Origin of the sequence: Streptomyces sp. AC1-42W, assembly GCF_003248355.1 — a bacterium.
Classification (GTDB): Bacteria; Actinomycetota; Actinomycetes; order Streptomycetales; family Streptomycetaceae; genus Streptomyces.
Map to the genome: position 1 here is coordinate 243,921 of NZ_QKWY01000001.1, position 14,505 is coordinate 258,425.

At 70.6% G+C, this 14,505-nt stretch carries 21 protein-coding genes; 13 read left to right on the forward strand and 8 right to left on the reverse strand.

All coding sequences use genetic code 11. The features are described 5' to 3' along the window. Positions 1–138: 138 nt before the first annotated feature. Positions 139–705: a hypothetical protein gene (locus DNK56_RS01090; RefSeq protein WP_111329805.1), complete on the forward strand. Its 567-nt coding sequence runs from the start codon at positions 139–141 to the stop codon at positions 703–705. Between the two features lie 13 nt (positions 706–718). Here the strand turns inward: DNK56_RS01090 and DNK56_RS01095 are convergent, their stop codons facing one another. Further along, positions 719–1,189, reverse strand: coding sequence for an ATP-binding protein (locus DNK56_RS01095; RefSeq protein ID WP_111329807.1), 471 nt, complete (start codon positions 1,187–1,189; stop codon positions 719–721). Between the two features lie 237 nt (positions 1,190–1,426). Here DNK56_RS01095 and DNK56_RS01105 point away from each other — a divergent pair, with 237 nt between their 5' ends. The 5 genes from DNK56_RS01105 to DNK56_RS01125 are packed head-to-tail and all read left to right on the forward strand — an operon-like array spanning position 1,427 to position 3,107. Next, positions 1,427–2,308 carry a helix-turn-helix domain-containing protein gene (locus DNK56_RS01105; RefSeq protein ID WP_111329811.1) on the forward strand — a complete coding sequence of 294 codons (882 nt, stop codon included), beginning with the start codon at positions 1,427–1,429 and terminating at the stop codon, positions 2,306–2,308. 5 nt (positions 2,309–2,313) lie between these two features. Beyond that, complete coding sequence (locus DNK56_RS01110) at positions 2,314–2,508, forward strand: DUF397 domain-containing protein (RefSeq protein ID WP_111329813.1); 195 nt, start codon at positions 2,314–2,316, stop codon at positions 2,506–2,508. 16 nt (positions 2,509–2,524) lie between these two features. Continuing rightward, a complete protein-coding gene (locus tag DNK56_RS01115) occupies positions 2,525–2,719 on the forward strand; it encodes a DUF397 domain-containing protein (RefSeq protein ID WP_446750463.1) in 195 nt (64 codons plus the stop codon). Positions 2,720–2,728: 9 nt separating this feature from the next. Further along, entirely contained in the window at positions 2,729–2,917 is a 189-nt protein-coding gene (locus DNK56_RS01120; RefSeq protein WP_111329817.1) for a DUF397 domain-containing protein, read from the forward strand. A 10-nt stretch (positions 2,918–2,927) separates the two neighbouring features. Continuing rightward, on the forward strand, positions 2,928–3,107 hold the full coding sequence (locus DNK56_RS01125; RefSeq protein WP_111329819.1) for a DUF397 domain-containing protein: 180 nt from the start codon (positions 2,928–2,930) through the stop codon (positions 3,105–3,107). A 59-nt stretch (positions 3,108–3,166) separates the two neighbouring features. Here DNK56_RS01125 and DNK56_RS01130 read toward each other — a convergent pair whose 3' ends face one another. The 3 genes from DNK56_RS01130 to DNK56_RS01140 form a co-directional block, all read right to left on the reverse strand. Beyond that, on the reverse strand, positions 3,167–3,490 hold the full coding sequence (locus DNK56_RS01130) for a hypothetical protein (RefSeq protein ID WP_146610537.1): 324 nt from the start codon (positions 3,488–3,490) through the stop codon (positions 3,167–3,169). A gap of 143 nt (positions 3,491–3,633) precedes the next feature. Further along, positions 3,634–3,921, reverse strand: a complete 288-nt coding sequence (locus DNK56_RS01135; RefSeq protein ID WP_111329823.1) for a putative quinol monooxygenase — start codon at positions 3,919–3,921, stop codon at positions 3,634–3,636. A gap of 24 nt (positions 3,922–3,945) precedes the next feature. After that, positions 3,946–5,001 (reverse strand): aldo/keto reductase, encoded by a 1,056-nt coding sequence (locus DNK56_RS01140; RefSeq protein ID WP_111329825.1) that lies wholly within the window; start codon positions 4,999–5,001, stop codon positions 3,946–3,948. Positions 5,002–5,177: 176 nt separating this feature from the next. On the opposite strand from DNK56_RS01140, the gene DNK56_RS01145 reads away from it, so the two are divergent. Then, a complete protein-coding gene (locus DNK56_RS01145; protein ID WP_111329827.1) occupies positions 5,178–6,062 on the forward strand; it encodes a helix-turn-helix transcriptional regulator in 885 nt (294 codons plus the stop codon). Positions 6,063–6,270: 208 nt separating this feature from the next. Beyond that, positions 6,271–6,765, forward strand: a complete 495-nt coding sequence (locus DNK56_RS01150; protein WP_111329829.1) for a hypothetical protein — start codon at positions 6,271–6,273, stop codon at positions 6,763–6,765. A gap of 275 nt (positions 6,766–7,040) precedes the next feature. Here the strand turns inward: DNK56_RS01150 and DNK56_RS01160 are convergent, their stop codons facing one another. Further along, positions 7,041–7,589, reverse strand: a complete 549-nt coding sequence (locus DNK56_RS01160) for a DUF1062 domain-containing protein (protein WP_111329831.1) — start codon at positions 7,587–7,589, stop codon at positions 7,041–7,043. Between the two features lie 309 nt (positions 7,590–7,898). After that, a complete protein-coding gene (locus DNK56_RS01165) occupies positions 7,899–8,798 on the reverse strand; it encodes a D-alanyl-D-alanine carboxypeptidase family protein (protein ID WP_199563924.1) in 900 nt (299 codons plus the stop codon). A gap of 280 nt (positions 8,799–9,078) precedes the next feature. Between DNK56_RS01165 and DNK56_RS01170 the strand changes: the two genes are divergently transcribed. From DNK56_RS01170 to DNK56_RS01185, 4 genes are all read left to right on the forward strand, one after another. Next, the gene (locus tag DNK56_RS01170; protein WP_111329833.1) at positions 9,079–9,399 is read left to right on the forward strand and encodes a hypothetical protein; all 321 of its coding nucleotides are present in this window, start codon (positions 9,079–9,081) and stop codon (positions 9,397–9,399) included. A gap of 23 nt (positions 9,400–9,422) precedes the next feature. Next, the gene (locus tag DNK56_RS01175; RefSeq protein WP_111329835.1) at positions 9,423–9,929 is read left to right on the forward strand and encodes a GNAT family N-acetyltransferase; all 507 of its coding nucleotides are present in this window, start codon (positions 9,423–9,425) and stop codon (positions 9,927–9,929) included. 63 nt (positions 9,930–9,992) lie between these two features. Next, positions 9,993–10,709 carry a GntR family transcriptional regulator gene (locus DNK56_RS01180; protein ID WP_111335317.1) on the forward strand — a complete coding sequence of 239 codons (717 nt, stop codon included), beginning with the start codon at positions 9,993–9,995 and terminating at the stop codon, positions 10,707–10,709. Continuing rightward, positions 10,706–12,016: an MFS transporter gene (locus DNK56_RS01185; protein ID WP_111329837.1), complete on the forward strand. Its 1,311-nt coding sequence runs from the start codon at positions 10,706–10,708 to the stop codon at positions 12,014–12,016. The genes DNK56_RS01180 and DNK56_RS01185 overlap by 4 nt, the downstream gene beginning before the upstream one ends. Positions 12,017–12,098: 82 nt before the next feature. Here the strand turns inward: DNK56_RS01185 and DNK56_RS01190 are convergent, their stop codons facing one another. Further along, entirely contained in the window at positions 12,099–12,923 is an 825-nt protein-coding gene (locus tag DNK56_RS01190; protein ID WP_111329839.1) for a maleylpyruvate isomerase family mycothiol-dependent enzyme, read from the reverse strand. 178 nt (positions 12,924–13,101) lie between these two features. Between DNK56_RS01190 and DNK56_RS01195 the strand changes: the two genes are divergently transcribed. Continuing rightward, positions 13,102–13,887: a carbon-nitrogen family hydrolase gene (locus DNK56_RS01195; RefSeq protein WP_111329841.1), complete on the forward strand. Its 786-nt coding sequence runs from the start codon at positions 13,102–13,104 to the stop codon at positions 13,885–13,887. A gap of 65 nt (positions 13,888–13,952) precedes the next feature. Here DNK56_RS01195 and DNK56_RS01200 read toward each other — a convergent pair whose 3' ends face one another. After that, positions 13,953–14,444 (reverse strand): LURP-one-related/scramblase family protein, encoded by a 492-nt coding sequence (locus tag DNK56_RS01200; protein WP_111329843.1) that lies wholly within the window; start codon positions 14,442–14,444, stop codon positions 13,953–13,955. Between the last annotated feature and the right edge of the window lie 61 nt (positions 14,445–14,505).

Consider the following 14,505-nt stretch of genomic DNA (forward strand, 5'->3'; position numbering starts at 1 on the left):
CCTTCGCCGTGTCCGGGAGGTGTGAGTCGCCTTGGGGGCAGCGGGAGTTGGGCGGGAACCTACCGTACGGGCGGCTTCCGGGGGCTACTCTGGATGCACGGGGCACTACTCACCGCAGTCAACATAGGGAGAAACGCCGTGCCTTCGACCTGCGACCCCCAGTACGCGCCCGCCGGCGACGTGAGCGCGGCCCTGCTGCTGATGGACTCCCGGCTCAAGACCATCTACAGCGACGACCGAGAGAGTGGTCCGGACGACGAACAGCGGATGCTCGTACGGAACTTCATGGCGTCCATGGGTCCCGGCGGCGCCTATGAGCTGGTGGACGGCACCTGCACGATCATCTACATGCTCATGACGTGGCTGCGCGAGTGCCACGAGGCCCATGACAAGGACGTCCTCGAATACGTGGTGCCCGGCTTCGTGGAGGCGATGAGCCGGATGACCCGGAGCGTGGCTCCCGAGGTCATCCCCACGATGGTCGGCATGGTCGTCGCCGCCGGCACGGGCCTGAGCCCCAACCTCTGGCGCATGCAGTACGGGAACTGGACCGAGGCGGAGATGGCACCCCTGGAGGTGACCGCGTTCCTGCTCGCCGAGCAGATCAACCGCATCACGGACGACCGCGGGTTCGCGGTCCGCATGCTGGCCGACGCACTGACCCTCGCGGAGGAGGACCTCGCGGAAGGGAACGCGGAGGACTGACGGCCGGCCAGCGTTACCGGGTGACGCCGAGTCCTGCCGCGCCGCGGTCGCGGTCGCGCAGGAAGAGTTCGGCGAACACGGTCTTTCCCACGGTGAGCGGTTCGACACCCCACTGGTCCGCCACCGCGTCCACGACGACGAGCCCCCGCCCGTAGCGCTCGTCCGCCCCGGCCGGCCGCATCCCCGGCAGCCGCTCGCCCCGCGGATCGGTCACCTCGACGCGCAGCGCGTGCGCCGTGAGCATGAGGTGTACGCGGAAGAGGCGCCCCCGCAGGCTGCCGTGCAGCAGGGCGTTGGCCCCCAACTCGGCGACGAGCAGGGCCACCTCCCCGGCCCGCTCGGGCAGCCCCCACTCCGCGACGAGCCGCGCGGCCCGCCGCCGGGCCAGGCTGACGCTGCGCGCGGTGGGCGTGTACTCAAGCCGGTCTTCGCGGAGCGGGGGGTTGTCTTCGGTCAGCGGGCGGACGCCTTCGGGTGCGGTCATGGCGGGAGCCTTCCTTCGGGTGGGGGCGGTGGCATTGCCGCCGTGCGTCGTGCGCCGTGCGGGCAGGGCGGGGCGGTGCGCTTCCGCGACGTATCACTGTGTGATCTGCGTGCAACTGAAAGTAGTGGAGTCGGTGCGCGGGCAGCAAGTGATTCACGCAGAGAATTTTCTGCCCTAATTGGTGTTCGAGCGGCTGGGACTCCAGACTGATGCGGATCGTGTGGGAGGGAGCTGTTCATGGCCGGTACCAACCCGGATCGGGGGCGTACGGTCTCCACCGTGCTCGGACGCCGCCTGGGCGGCGAATTGCTGCGCATGCGAGAGGCGCGTGCGCTGCGCCAGGTGCACGCCGCTGAGGCGCTGACCGCGTCAGTCGCCAAGGTCGCGAAGATCGAGCGTGGGCTCGTTCCCATACGGGACCCGGATGTCCGCGCCCTGTGTCACCTCTATGGGGAGACCGACGAAACCACGGTCGCGCGGCTGCTGGCGCTCGCCAAAACCGATCGCGAACGCCGCAAGGCCAGCGGCTGGTGGAACCAGTACCCCGGTCTCGAAGCGATGGTCGAGTACGTGGCGTTGGAGGACATCGCCACGGGTCTGCGGACCTGGCAGCTCGCCATCGTGCCTGGCCTTCTCCAGACCGCCGACTACGCCCGTGCTCTGGCGGTCGGCAACGGCTCCTGGGAGGACCCGGACGAGATCGAACCGTTCGTCGAGGCGCGTATGGCCCGGCAGGCGCGCCTGGTCGGTGATCGTCCACTGGAGCTGTGGGCGCTCGTGCAGGAGAGCGCGCTGCGGCAACTCGTCGGCGGGCGCCAGGTGATGAGGGAGCAGCTCGGTCACCTGCTGGACATGGCCCGACGCCCGAACGTGAAGCTCCAGATCATGCCGTACCTGGCCGGCGCGCACCCCGGAATGACCAGCGCGTTCACCATCGTGTCCTTCGCTGATCCGGGAGCGCTGGATGTGGTTCACATGGACACCACCTCGACCACTCTTTGGCTGGAGAGCGATACTGATGCGGCGCGCCACGACCGGCTCTTCGATCGCATGACTCGGGTCGCGCTCGCACAGCGCAACTCGCTCGTGCTCATCGACGGAATCCTCAAGGAGCTGTAGACCGCGTGCCCGCGTACGAGTTCGTCAAGTCCAGCTACAGCGGGGGAAACTCCGGTCAGGAGTGCGTCGAGGTCGCGCGTAACGTGCCCGGTGTCGTCGCCGTCCGTGACTCCAAGCAGACTGCCGGCGGCGTGCTGGTGGTCGCTTCCGCTGCGTGGCACGCTTTTCGGTGTTCGCTGGGGCAGGCAGCCGTCGACTGAGGGGCCCGTAATGACTATGTTCCAGTTCCGAAAGTCCAGCTACAGCGCAACAGCGAGTGAGTGCGTTGAGGTCGCCCGTAACGTGCCCGGCGCTGTCGCCGTGCGCGACTCGAAGCGGCCCGGTGGGCCCGTTCTTGTGTTGGCCCCCACTGCGTGGACCGCCTTCCGGTCCTCGCTGGGCCAGGACCCCGGCAAGGGCGCCGATCACTGAGGGGGTCGAGTGGCTGCTTTCCGGTTCACCAAGTCCAGCTACAGCAGTGGAAACGGCGAGTGTGTCGAGGTGGCGCGCAACGTTCGGGGCGTTGTCGCAGTGCGTGACTCCAAGCAGGTGTGCGGCGGCGTACTGGTGGTCGCTTCCGCTGCGTGGAACACTTTTCGGTGTTCGCTGGGGCAGGCAGCCGTCGACTGAGGGGCCCGTAATGAGCGCGTTCCGGTTCACCAAGTCCAGCTACAGCACCGCAGAGCGGGAGTGCGTCGAGGTCGCGCGTAACGTGCCCGGTGTCGTCGCCGTTCGGGACTCCAAGCGGTCCGATGGGCCTGTCCTCGTGCTCGGTCCTACCGCGTGGGGCGCGTTCCAGGGCGCGTTGCGTCGGCCGTAGCCGTTCGACTCGATGACCACGTGGTGGAGCACGGTCCACGCAGCGGCGATCCGCCCCTCCTACAGCACGGCAACGCATGACTTCAGGTCGGCGTCCAGGAAGACCAGGTGGGTGCCTTCGGCGGTATCGACACGTCCCAGGGCAACGGGGTCATCTCCCACACGGCGAAGATTCGGCAACCCCTGTTCGAAGTCCTTGCAGGTGGAGATGCCGTCTTGTGCCATGCACTCAGCCCGCCATGCGTAGATGCCGAGGTAGCGGTGAGCTGATTGCAGCCCTTCCCACACCTTGAAGGCCGCCCCGGCCCGCAAGGCCAGGGCGGCCTCGTTGGCGGCATCGGTCGCATGTCGTTCGAGAGCCGTGGCCAGCTCTTCGCGATTCACGACGTGCAGTATGGCGCGCCCGGCCAAGACGGAGCGAGCGAGCCGAGGACGCGGCCTTCGGCCCGAGTGTCCCCCTGCGTGGATGTCAGGGCCGGACGCAGGGGGAATGCGGAGGTTTGTGGATTTCTGCCGTGCTGTGGGGTTCAGGCCGGGATCAAGCGGTGGATTTTTATTGGTTCGGCGAGGATTCGGTCGAGGACTTCGCTCGCGTGGTGGAAGTGGGGCGTGGTGAAGTGTTCCGCCAGGGCCTGGGGGCTCGTCCACTGTTCGACGATCACCATGCGGGCGCCGTCGTTGGGGTCGGCGTAGGGGCGGTAGGCGAGGCAGCCGGGCTCGTCCAGGGAGGGTTCGATCATCGCTTCCAGGGCGGTGCGGAGCCGGTCCTCCTGGCCGGGGGCGGCCAGGCACTCGGCGACGACGGTGAGGGGCATGGGTTCTCCTGAGAGGTGAGGCGGTCAGTGGCGGGCCGGGCCCGTGCCGGCGCCGGAGGTGGTGATGGCGGTCGCGATCTCCGCCAGGTCGGCCGCGTCCAGCCGCACCGAGCCGGCGCCGATCCAGCCGTCGACCTGGCCGGGCTTGCGGGCGCCGACGATCGCGCCGGTGATGCCGGGCCAGGCGAGGACCCAGGCGAGGGCGATCTCCGCGACGGTGGCGCCGTGCCGCTGGGCGACGGGGCGGAGCGCGTCCACGAGCCGGAGGTTGGCCGGCAGTCCGGTGGTGAAGTCACTGTGCCCGGCCCGCCAGTCGTCGGCCGGCAGCGCGGCGGCCCGCTCGGCGGAGAACGCGCCGGTCAGCAGCCCGGACTGGAGCGGCGAATACACGATGACGCCCGTGCCGTGGGCGTGTGCCCAGGCGATCTCGTCGGCGGCGGAACGCCGGATCGCCGAGAACGGCGGCTGCACGACGTCGACGTGGCTGATCCGCTCCGCGGCGGCCAGCTGCTCCGGCGAGTGGTTGGACAGGCCGATGGCCCGCACCTTGCCCTCGGCCTTGAGGTCGGCCATGACCTGCCAGTACTCCTCCAGCGGGGTGGCGTTCGCGGAGACGGGCCCGTTGCCCTCGCCCACGTACTCCAGGGACTCGCCGGTGTCCGGCCAGTGCACCTGGTACAGGTCGATCCGCTCGACACCCAGCCGGCGCAGCGAGTCCTCGATCTCCCGCCGCACACTGTCCGGCCGCATGATCCGGCGGGGCGCGGCCGTCGGGTTGTCCGGGTCCCAGACCAGGCCGGCCTTGGTGAAGAGGTACGGGCGTTCGCTCTCCGGGAGAGGGGCTACGGCCTTGCTGACCAGCTCCTCGGAGTGGCCCAGGCCGTACACGGCGGCCGTGTCGATCCAGTTGACGCCCGAGTCGATCGCGTGCCGGATGGCGGTCATCGACTCGGCGTCGTCGGTGGGGCCCCAGCCGAACTGCCAGCCGGAGCCGGACACCGCCCAGGAGCCGAAGCCGAGACGGCTGATCTCCATACCGGTGGTGCCGAGGGGAAGAGCGGGAAGAGGGGTGCCGGTCATGGTCGAGTGCTCCTTGCGGGAAGGGAGTCGGTGTGGTCGCCGCCGGGTGGAACCCGTTCCGGCGCAACCCACTCTGGGTACCCGCGGCCTCCCCGCCCAGTGGCATCCCGTGCCTGGGCACGGCATGACCAGGCACGGCACGGTCACGCGGCCGGAGCGCCGGGGATACTGGCCCCATGGCACTGGACAGGCGTGCGGAGTTGGGCGAATTCCTGCGGTCCCGGCGAGCCCGGCTCAGCCCTGCGGAGGCCGGACTTCCGGATTACGGCGGTCGGCGCCGGGTCCCCGGACTCCGCAGGGAGGAGCTGGCCCGGCTGGCCGGAGTGAGCGTGGACCACTACGTCCGCCTGGAGCAGGGGCGCACCCTGCACTTCTCCGAGGCGGTGCTCGACGCCGTCGCCCGCGCCCTGCGCCTGAGCGAGGTGGAGCGCGGGCATCTGTACCGGCTGGCCCGGCCGTGGTCGGACCCGGACCGGCCGGGGCAGGAGCCGGGGGCCCAGCGGGTGCGGCCGGGGCTGCGCCGGCTGCTGGACTCGGCGGCCGACGTGCCCGCGTACATCGTCGGGCGCAATGTGGACGTGCTGGCGTGGAACGGGCTCGCGGCGGCGCTGATCACCGACTTCGGGGCCCTGCCGCCCCGGCAGCGGAACCTCGCCCGGCTGGTGTTCCTGGACGAGGGGACGCGCAGCCTGTACGCGGACTGGCGGGTCAAGGCCGGAGATGTGGCCGCTTATCTCCGGCTGGACGCCGGACGCCATCCGGGCGACCCGCGCACCGCGGAGCTGATCGAGGAACTGTCGGCCGCCGGACCGGAGTTCCGGGAGCTGTGGGCGGAGCACCGGCTCAAGGACAAGACCCACGGGCGGTATCGCTACCGGCACCCGGTGGTCGGCGAACTGGACCTCGGCTTCGAGACCCTGCGCCTCCCCGACGACCCGGACCAGGCGCTCGTCGCGCACACGGTGGAGGAGGGCTCCCCGTCGGAGACGGCGCTGCGGCTGCTGGCCGCGTGGACCCGCGAGAACCTTCCGGCCGGCCGCGCCGCGTCCGGCGGAGGCTGAGGAGCCCGCACGGGCGGGGCGTCCCGACACTCTGGCCATGGCCACCGAATCCGCCCTGCTGAACGTCATTGATGTGGAAGCCACCTGCGAGCCTACCGGGGCCCGTTCCAAGTAGAGGCGCGCCGAAGCAGTTGCGTGTGTCTGCGGGGTGCCGTACGTTCCCGCCTGAACACCAGTACGAATAAGGTTCGTTGAAAGGCGCTGCCGTATGTCGCAGAACCCTCAGCTGGCAAGCAAACTGGACTCCGTGGAGGGGCTCAAGGAACTCTTCGGGGGTGGGATGTTCGGGAAGCGGGCCAAGAAGAACCACGCACTCCTGGCCCGTGCTTCTGAGAAGGGTGTGGCGCGGGCCACCGTTCTGGCCACGCGTGATTACGGCGACGGCAACATCTACCACGTCGTCGCTTTCAGTATCCTCCAGGATGCTCCTGCCTCCGCGCGGCTCGACGCGATACGCCGGCAAGCCGAGAACATGGCGGACGAACTTCGTTCGCACGGGTACTTCTACTACGGCACGCCGGTGGTCTGGGACGGTGACGGCAAGACCTGGATCAGTGAGAAGTCGCTCTTCCGCGATCTCAGTGTGCCGGGGGAAGGCCTGTACGTATTCCCCCTTCAGGAGAGTGCGACCGCGTCCGCGCCGACCGACGTGGCTTGGGCCATGATCGACGGCAAGCTGCACATCGTCGTTCCCGGACGGTAGCCGAGGCGGTACGGGGTTGCCGGGGAGCTGCCCTACTCCGCAGGCGCCGGAACCCCGGATCCCCCACGCTGTCAGGGACATCCGAGGAATCTGCCGCCATCGCAGGGCCGACTGGCCGGCCCGCGCGATCGACGCGGAACTGAGCGAGGAGGAGCGTGCGTTGCTGTTCCGCGCGATCACCCTCGTCGGGAGGCTCGCGGCGCACTGACGGCCCGCGCGGGTACGGGGCCCCGTACTTGCGCGGGACGGGGCGGGCCCCGCCCCGCGCGACGCCCTCAGCGCTTGAGCAGGAAGCCGAAGTCGTTCGACGTCCGGCCCGTCAGGCGCGTCGGGGAGACGAGTCGCCCCTCGGCGAGCAGGCGTTCCGCCTCGGCGCGGGAGAGGCCGAAGCCGTCCGCTATCAGCCGGAGCGGGCGGACGGCTATCGGCGCCCCGAAGCGCACCGACACCTCGACGGCCCCCCGGTCCGGCGGGGCGTCGTCACCCGTGTCCAGGCGCCAGGCGTCCGTCCAGTCGAGGGCGATGTGGTTGCGGCGCCGCACGACACCGTCCTGGAGGAGTTCGGCCGCCAGGGCCGGGTCGTTGGCGTGCATCCGGTCCAGCAGTTCGGGCCGGATCGAGCGGACGTGGGCCCGCTCCAGGATCGTGATCCTCGTGGTGTCCCCGCACCCCGTGCAGAGCGCGAGGAGCCAGGCGTCGAGCAGCTTGTGGTTCGCGTTGACGCGGAACTTGCCGTGCGCGCGGAAGCCGGCGGGCCCGCAGGCGGGGCAGCGGCGCAGGACGAGGGGCAGACGGGTGGGCACGACGGCCCAGTGGATGAGCACAGGAGTACACCGGTTTCAGGTGAGAAATCCGCAGCGGTAAGCAGCGCGGCGCACAGGCGCGACGCGCGACAGATCAGCAGTGGGGAGGTCTCACGCGATGTACAACGGACGCCCTTTCCGGGGACGGCGGATGGCGGGCGCGGCCGGCGACGGCCTGGCCCGGCGAGCAAGGTAGCGGGGCGCCGAGGCGCCGTTCCACCGGTTTTCCGGCGGTTTTTCGGCGGCAGCGCCGGGGCCGCCGGGGTCGTCGGGAGCGCGAAAGGCCCCGCACGCGGTGGCGTGCGGGGCCCTGTCCGACTCGCGTACCGGCTACTTCTTGAAGCCGTAGTCCATCAGCTTCTTCGCGTCCGACGTGCGGTTCGCCTCGGAGGACGAGGTCAGGACCGTGCCGATGACGGTCTTGCCCTTGCGGGTCGCGGCGAAGACCAGGCAGTACTTGGCCGCCGGGCCCGAGCCCGTCTTCACGCCGATCGCGCCGCTGTAGCTGCCCAGCAGCTTGTTCGTGTTGGTCCACGACATGTAGCGGTAGCCGCCGCTCTTCGTCGTGACCTTCTGCTTCGTCGACTTCGTCTTCACGACCGTGCGGAACGTGGAGTACTTCATCGCGCTGCTCGCGAGCTTCGTCAGGTCGCGCGGGGTCGAGTAGTTGGACCCGTTCCCTATGCCGTCGAACGAGTCGAAGTGCGTGTTCTTCAGGCCGAGCGACTTGGCGGTGCTGTTCATCTTGCCGATGAACGACTTCACGCGCGCCGCGCGGGTCTTGCCGGAGCCGAACTTGTCGGCCAGCGCGTAGGCCGCGTCGCAGCCCGAGGGCAGCATGAGGCCGTAGAGCAGCTGGCGGACGGTGACCTTGTCGCCCACGATCAGCCGCGCCGAGGAGGCGCCCTTGGCGACGATGTAGTCGCTGTACGCCTTCTGGATCGTGACCTTGGAGTCCAGGTTCAGGCCCTTCTGGGCCAGCACCACACGCGCGGTCATGATCTTCGTCGTCGAACCGGTGGAGCGGCGGGTGTCCGCGGCCTTGGTGAACAGCGTCTTCCCGGTGCCGTTGTTCATCACGAAGCCGCCCTTGGCGACGATCGAGGGCGCCTTCGGCGTGGCGGCCTGTGCCGTGGAGGCGAAGGCACCACCCGCGATGAGGGCGCCCGTCGTGAGGGCCACCGTGGCGGTGGCGGATGCGCGCCGTATGCCCTTAATGCCGAGTTTCAAGTTAAACGCTCCAAATGCCCCTGGAATGCGGCCACATGAGGTACCGCCGCGCTGATAAGACGAGTGATCCCGCCCCTTGGTTGTGGTCCCCGAGGGGGTGATTTTTTACGACATCTGGGGGCCGTCGCGGGGCTCGTGGTGTGCGTGGGGCGCTGACGTGCCGTGGCCAGGGGCTACCATCGGCGTCACATCCGAGCCCCCGTTGGCACGGGGGCCGGCGGGCCGGCCCGGTGTACCGCAGCGACAGGTGCGCCGAGCGCCCCGGAGGCCGGAGGTAACCGTGGACGATGTCGTGCGTGCGCAGGAGTCCGTCAGGGCATACGGCGAGCTCCTCGCCCTCGCCGAGCGCCTGGAGGCGCTGCGGCAGTTGGGGGACGACGGGGTCGAGGCGCATACGACGGCCGCGCTGCACGCGGTCCGGTTCGCCGCGACGATCCTGTTGCGGACCGTGCCGGACGTGCCGGCGCCGCCCCACGACCAGGACGACGAGCGGCTGCTCGAACTTGCCGCGCACTGGCGCGAGGCCGCGCTCGGCCTGGGCGACTTCGCACCGCAGCGCCCGGTGCTGAGGCTGGTGGAAAACGACGGGCCCTCCGCGTAGGGGCTGGGATAGCGTCCCCCGGCATGACCCCTTCCCCCGCCTTGTGCAGCGAACGCCTGGTCCTCGAACCGTATGTGCCCGCCGACGAGGAGGACTTCGTCGCCCTCTTCCTGGACACCCGGGTCTCCCGCTGGATCGGCGACGGCCCCGAGCCCGAGGAGAGCTGCCGCGCCCTCTTCTCCCGCATCTTCACGCATGTGTACGAGCCGGGCGCCTTCGACGTCTGGGCCGTACGCCGGGTCGGCCGGATGGTCGGGCACGCGGAGATCAAGCCGTCGAAGGCCGTCGAGGGGCATGAGCTGATCTACGCCCTCGCGCACGAGGCGTGGGGCCAGGGCCTCGGCACCGAACTCGCGCGCAGGATCGTCGCGTACGGATTCGAGGTGCTGGAGCTGGACCAGGTGTACGCGACGGTGGCGGAGCCGAACGCGGCCTCGCTGGCCGCCCTGCGCAAGGTCGGCTTCCGGCACGTCCGGGACATCGCCGAGGAGGACGGCACCACCACGCTCCTGCTGACCTGCGAGCGGTAGCGCGGCCGCCCGCATCGTGGACCGGGGCGACGCTTGCGTACATGTTGTATCTATGCTGTGTCCATGCCTGCCCCCGCCCCCTCCGCTCCCCCCGCACCCGCCGCACACCCGGCCCCGTCCGCCCCCGCCACTCCGCCCGCCAAGCGGCCGCCGGCCGCCGAGCGCGTCTACACGCACGTCAAGGACGCCGTCCTGGCCCGCCGCTACGAGGGCGGCACGCTGCTGACCGAGGGGGGCCTCGCCGAGGCGGTGGGGGTCTCGCGGACGCCGGTGCGCGAGGCGCTGCTGCGCCTGGAGGTCGAGGGGCTGATCAAGCTCTACCCGAAGAAGGGCGCCCTGGTGCTCGCCGTCTCCGCGCAGGAGATCGCGGACGTGGTGGAGACCCGGCTGCTGGTCGAGGAGTTCGCGGCCCGGAAGGCCGTGCCCGCGCCCCCGCAGCTCATCGCCCGCCTCGAAGCGCTCCTGGAGGAGCAGCGGCGCCACTCCGAGGCCGGTGACCTGGCCACCGTCTCCGTGAAGGACCGCTGCTTCCACGCCGAGATCGTCCGGCACGCGGGCAACCAGATCCTGTCCCGCCTCTACGACCAGCTGCGCGACCGCCAGCTGCGGATGGGCGTCGCCGTCATGGAGGCCCACCCCGACAGGATCGCCGCAAACATCGCGGAGCACGGCGAGCTGCTGGAGGCGATCCGGGGCGGTGACGCCGAGGACGCCGCCCGGGTCGTGCGCCGCCACGTCGGCCGGGTCAGGGCGCTGGTCATGGGCGGTGAGGACCGTTGAGTTCCGCCGCCGCGCCCACGCTGCCCCTGCCCGGTGACCCGCCGGGCGGCCGGCGCGCCGCCTGGGTCTGGGGCATCGGCGTCGCCGTCTACTTCGTCGCCATCATCTTCCGCACGAGCCTCGGCGTCGCCGGGCTCGACGCCGCCGACCGGTTCGGCGTCAACGCCTCGGCGCTCTCCACCTTCTCCATCCTCCAGCTGCTCGTCTACGCGGGCATGCAGATACCCGTCGGCCTGATGGTCGACCGGCTCGGCACCAAGCGGGTCCTCACCCTCGGGGCCGTCCTGTTCACCCTCGGCCAGCTCGGCTTCGCGCTCTCCCCCTCGTACGGCACGGCGCTCGCCTCCCGCGCGCTGCTGGGCTGCGGCGACGCGATGACGTTCATCAGCGTGCTGCGGCTGGGTTCGCGCTGGTTCCCGGCCCGGCGCGGACCGCTGATCGGCCAGGTCGCGGCCCTGTTCGGGATGGCGGGCAACCTCGTCTCGACCCTGGTCATCGCCCGTGCCCTGCACGGCTTCGGCTGGACGGCCACCTTCGTCGGCAGCTCGCTGGCCGGAGTCGTGGTCCTGGTGCTGCTCCTGCTCTTCCTGAAGGACCACCCCGAGGGGTACGAGCCGCCGCCCGTGCGGCACGCCGGCTGGGCCTACGTACGCAAGCAGATCGCCGCCGCCTGGCGGGAGCCCGGCACCCGGCTCGGGATGTGGGTGCACTTCACGACGCAGTTCCCGGCCATGGTGTTCCTGCTGCTGTGGGGCATGCCGTTCCTGGTCGAGGACCAGGGGCTGGACCGGGGGACCGCCGGTGAGCTGCTGACGCTCGTGGTGCTGTCCAACATGGCGCTCGGACTCGTCTACGGGCAGGTCATCGCCCGCCACCACGCGGCCCGCGTCCCGCTCGCCCTGGGCACGGTCGGCACCACGGCCACGCTGTGGGCGGCGACGGTCCTCCACCCCGGCGACCACGCGCCGATGTGGCTGCTGATCGTCCTGTGCACGGTGCTCGGGGCCTGCGGACCGGCCTCGATGATCGGCTTCGACTTCTCCCGCCCGGCCAACCCGCCGGAACGCCAGGGCACCGCGTCCGGCATCGTCAACATGGGCGGCTTCATCGCCTCGATGACCACCCTGCTGGCCGTCGGCATCCTGCTGGACGCGACCGGCGACGACTACCGGGTGGCGTTCTCCTCCGTCTTCGTCCTGGAGGCGCTCGGCGTCACCCAGATCCTGCGGCTGCGCCGGAAGGCCGCCCGCCGCGAGCGCGAGACCTACGTGATCAGCCGCGTGGAAGCGGTGCACGTGCCCGTATGAGCCCGTGCGGGCCCGGAAACGGCGGCGCGCCCGTCCCCCTCGTGGGGGCGGGCGCCGCTGTGTGCCGGGGCCGTGTCCGGGGTTACGGGGTGACGGCGAAGTGCTGGAGGATCGCGTCGGCCAGCTCCTGGTCGCCCTCCGTCTTGATCCGGTCCGCGACGGCGGCGGGACGCACCCGGCCGCAGGCCAGCCGTACGTACGTCTCCCAGTCCATGGACAGCGTGGCGGCCGGCCCGAGCGACGGGGCGACGTCCAGCGAACCGCGCCCCTCGGCATCCACCCGCACCGTGCGCAGGAACTCCAGGTCCCCGTGCACATCCAGCACGACCGCGGAGTTGGCCGGTGCCCCCGCGCTCTTGGCCACCACCTTCGGCAGCCCGAGCAGCAGGATGTCGCGGGCGACCGCGGCGCCGGGGGAGTCCAGGTTGCCGGGGCGGCCCAGGGCCGTGCGCAGGTCCTGCTCGTGCACCCAGACGTCGAACGCGCGCATCCGCAGCGCCGTCTCCAGGGTCTGCTCGGCACCCAGCGGCGCCCGCACCATGGTCTCCGGGTCCCGCGTCTCGTTGCGCAGCTGCCGGGCCCGGCGAATGATCGTGTACTCCAGCTCGGAGGTCATCTCCGGCGCGGTGTGGTGGCGCCGGACGTCCACCTGCATCTCCATGTAGCGGGCGAAGTCGCTCTGCACATGGAAGAGATCGCGCGGCAGGGTGTGGATCGGACGCGGATCGCCGAGCTGCTCGCACTCCATGCCGATGATGTGCGAGACGATGTCGCGCACCGACCAGTTGGGGCAGGGCGTGCGGCCGTTCCACTCGCCCTCGGTGAGCGGGCCCACCAGCTCGGCTATCGACTCGATGGAGTGGGTCCAGGCGTCGGCGTAGGTCTGAAGGCTGGGATGGACGGTCACGTGACCCCTCGTGCGGTTCTGCGGTGCATGGGCAACTGGGCGCGGGCGGTCGGGCTGCGGGCTGCGGGCGGCGATTGGGTTCGATGGCTAAGTTACGCTGCGAGCAGGCACCCCGGCAGTGCTTTCGTGTGACGATCGTAGGCCGTGTCGACGGCTCGAATGCCAGGACGGTGGTAGTGTGCGCGCCTCCCTCATCCAGATCGCGGTAGACCCGGACGAATCCGTCGATTCCCGCAGGCGGCGCGCCGCCTCACTGGTCGTCGGACAACGGGGCTCGGACCTCGTGGTGCTCCCCGAACTGTGGCCCGTCGGCGCCTTCTCCTACACGGCGTTCGAGGACGAGGCGGAGCCGCTGACCGGACCGACGCACCGGGCGATGGCGGAGGCCGCCGCCGAGGCCGGGGTCTGGTTGCACGCGGGCTCCCTCGTGGAGCGGGCGGACGACGGCACCCTCTACAACACCGCGCTCGTCTTCTCCCCCCAGGGCGAACGGGTCGCCGCCTACCGCAAGATCCACCGCTTCGGCTTCGACCAGGGCGAGGCCGTCATGATGGGCGCCGGCGAGGACCTGGTGACCGTCGCCCTGCCCACGACCACGCTCGGCCTGGCCACCTGCTACGACCTGCGCTTCCCCGAGCTGTTCCGGGGCCTGATCGATGCCGGGGCCGAAACCCTGGTCGTCGCCGCCGGCTGGCCGGAGCGCCGCCGCGCCCACTGGACCCTGCTCGCCCAGGCCCGTGCCGTCGAGAATCAGGCGTATGTGCTGGCCGTCGGCTGCGCCGGCACCCACGCGGGGGTCCCGCAGGCCGGACACTCCCTGGTCGTGGACCCCTGGGGCGAGGTGCTCGCGGAGGCGGGCGCGGGTGAGGAGGTGCTGACCGTGGAGTTCGACGTGGCCAAGGTCGCCGCGACACGGGAGCAGTTCCCCGCGCTCAAGGACCGGCGCCTGGGCCCGACCGGATAGACCCGTCAGCCGGAAGGGCCCGTGTTTCACGTGAAACACGGGCCCTTCGGCGTACGACCGCGCGGTCAGTCCTCGTGCTCCTTCTCCGCCAGCACGATCACGCAGACCGCCACCGCGATCAGCAGCGCCGGGTCCGCGTCCTCACGGACGATGTCGATGCCGTAGGTGTCGCGGACGGTCAGCCAGCGGCGGGAGATCTGGGCCAGCAGCTCACCGTCGTACTCCACGGCGAACTCGCGGTCCAGGATCTTGCCGCTGACGTCCAGCTCGGTACCGTCCACCAGCGTCACGCGGTAGTGGTTGCGGAGCAGCGAGAGCCGCTTGCGCTTGATCCGGGCCAGCTGCTCGCCGTCGCGTTCGATCAGCATCGTGTCGCGCAGGCTGAGGAGCTTCTGGCGGATCTCGACGACGATGCGGCCCTGCGCGTCCTTCAGCTCGAAGGTGTCGCGCACCCGCATGGCCTTGCCGTCGACCAGGAAGACCTTGCGGCCCTCCGTGTCCTCGATCCAGTAGTCGTCACCGATGCCGAGGAGGCGCTCGCGCACAAGAAGTCTCATGGCCCCCAGGTTCCCCGACCCACCGGCGGAATGCGGGGAGGCCACGGTGATGTTGACTGGT

Excerpts from the sequence above, each read along its gene's own strand:
- DNK56_RS01180 (WP_111335317.1), top strand. The coding sequence starts at position 9,993 with ATGCCTGCCCCCGCCCCCTCCGCTCCCCCCGCACCCGCCGCACACCCG.
- DNK56_RS01125 (WP_111329819.1), top strand. The coding sequence starts at position 2,928 with ATGAGCGCGTTCCGGTTCACCAAGTCCAGCTACAGCACCGCAGAGCGG.
- DNK56_RS01135 (WP_111329823.1), bottom strand. The coding sequence starts at position 3,921 with ATGCCCCTCACCGTCGTCGCCGAGTGCCTGGCCGCCCCCGGCCAGGAG.
- DNK56_RS01175 (WP_111329835.1), top strand. The coding sequence starts at position 9,423 with ATGACCCCTTCCCCCGCCTTGTGCAGCGAACGCCTGGTCCTCGAACCG.
- DNK56_RS01140 (WP_111329825.1), bottom strand. The coding sequence starts at position 5,001 with ATGACCGGCACCCCTCTTCCCGCTCTTCCCCTCGGCACCACCGGTATG.
- DNK56_RS01105 (WP_111329811.1), top strand. The coding sequence starts at position 1,427 with ATGGCCGGTACCAACCCGGATCGGGGGCGTACGGTCTCCACCGTGCTC.
- DNK56_RS01145 (WP_111329827.1), top strand. The coding sequence starts at position 5,178 with ATGGCACTGGACAGGCGTGCGGAGTTGGGCGAATTCCTGCGGTCCCGG.
- DNK56_RS01200 (WP_111329843.1), bottom strand. The coding sequence starts at position 14,444 with ATGAGACTTCTTGTGCGCGAGCGCCTCCTCGGCATCGGTGACGACTAC.
- DNK56_RS01095 (WP_111329807.1), bottom strand. The coding sequence starts at position 1,189 with ATGACCGCACCCGAAGGCGTCCGCCCGCTGACCGAAGACAACCCCCCG.
- DNK56_RS01150 (WP_111329829.1), top strand. The coding sequence starts at position 6,271 with ATGTCGCAGAACCCTCAGCTGGCAAGCAAACTGGACTCCGTGGAGGGG.
- DNK56_RS01115 (WP_446750463.1), top strand. The coding sequence starts at position 2,525 with ATGTTCCAGTTCCGAAAGTCCAGCTACAGCGCAACAGCGAGTGAGTGC.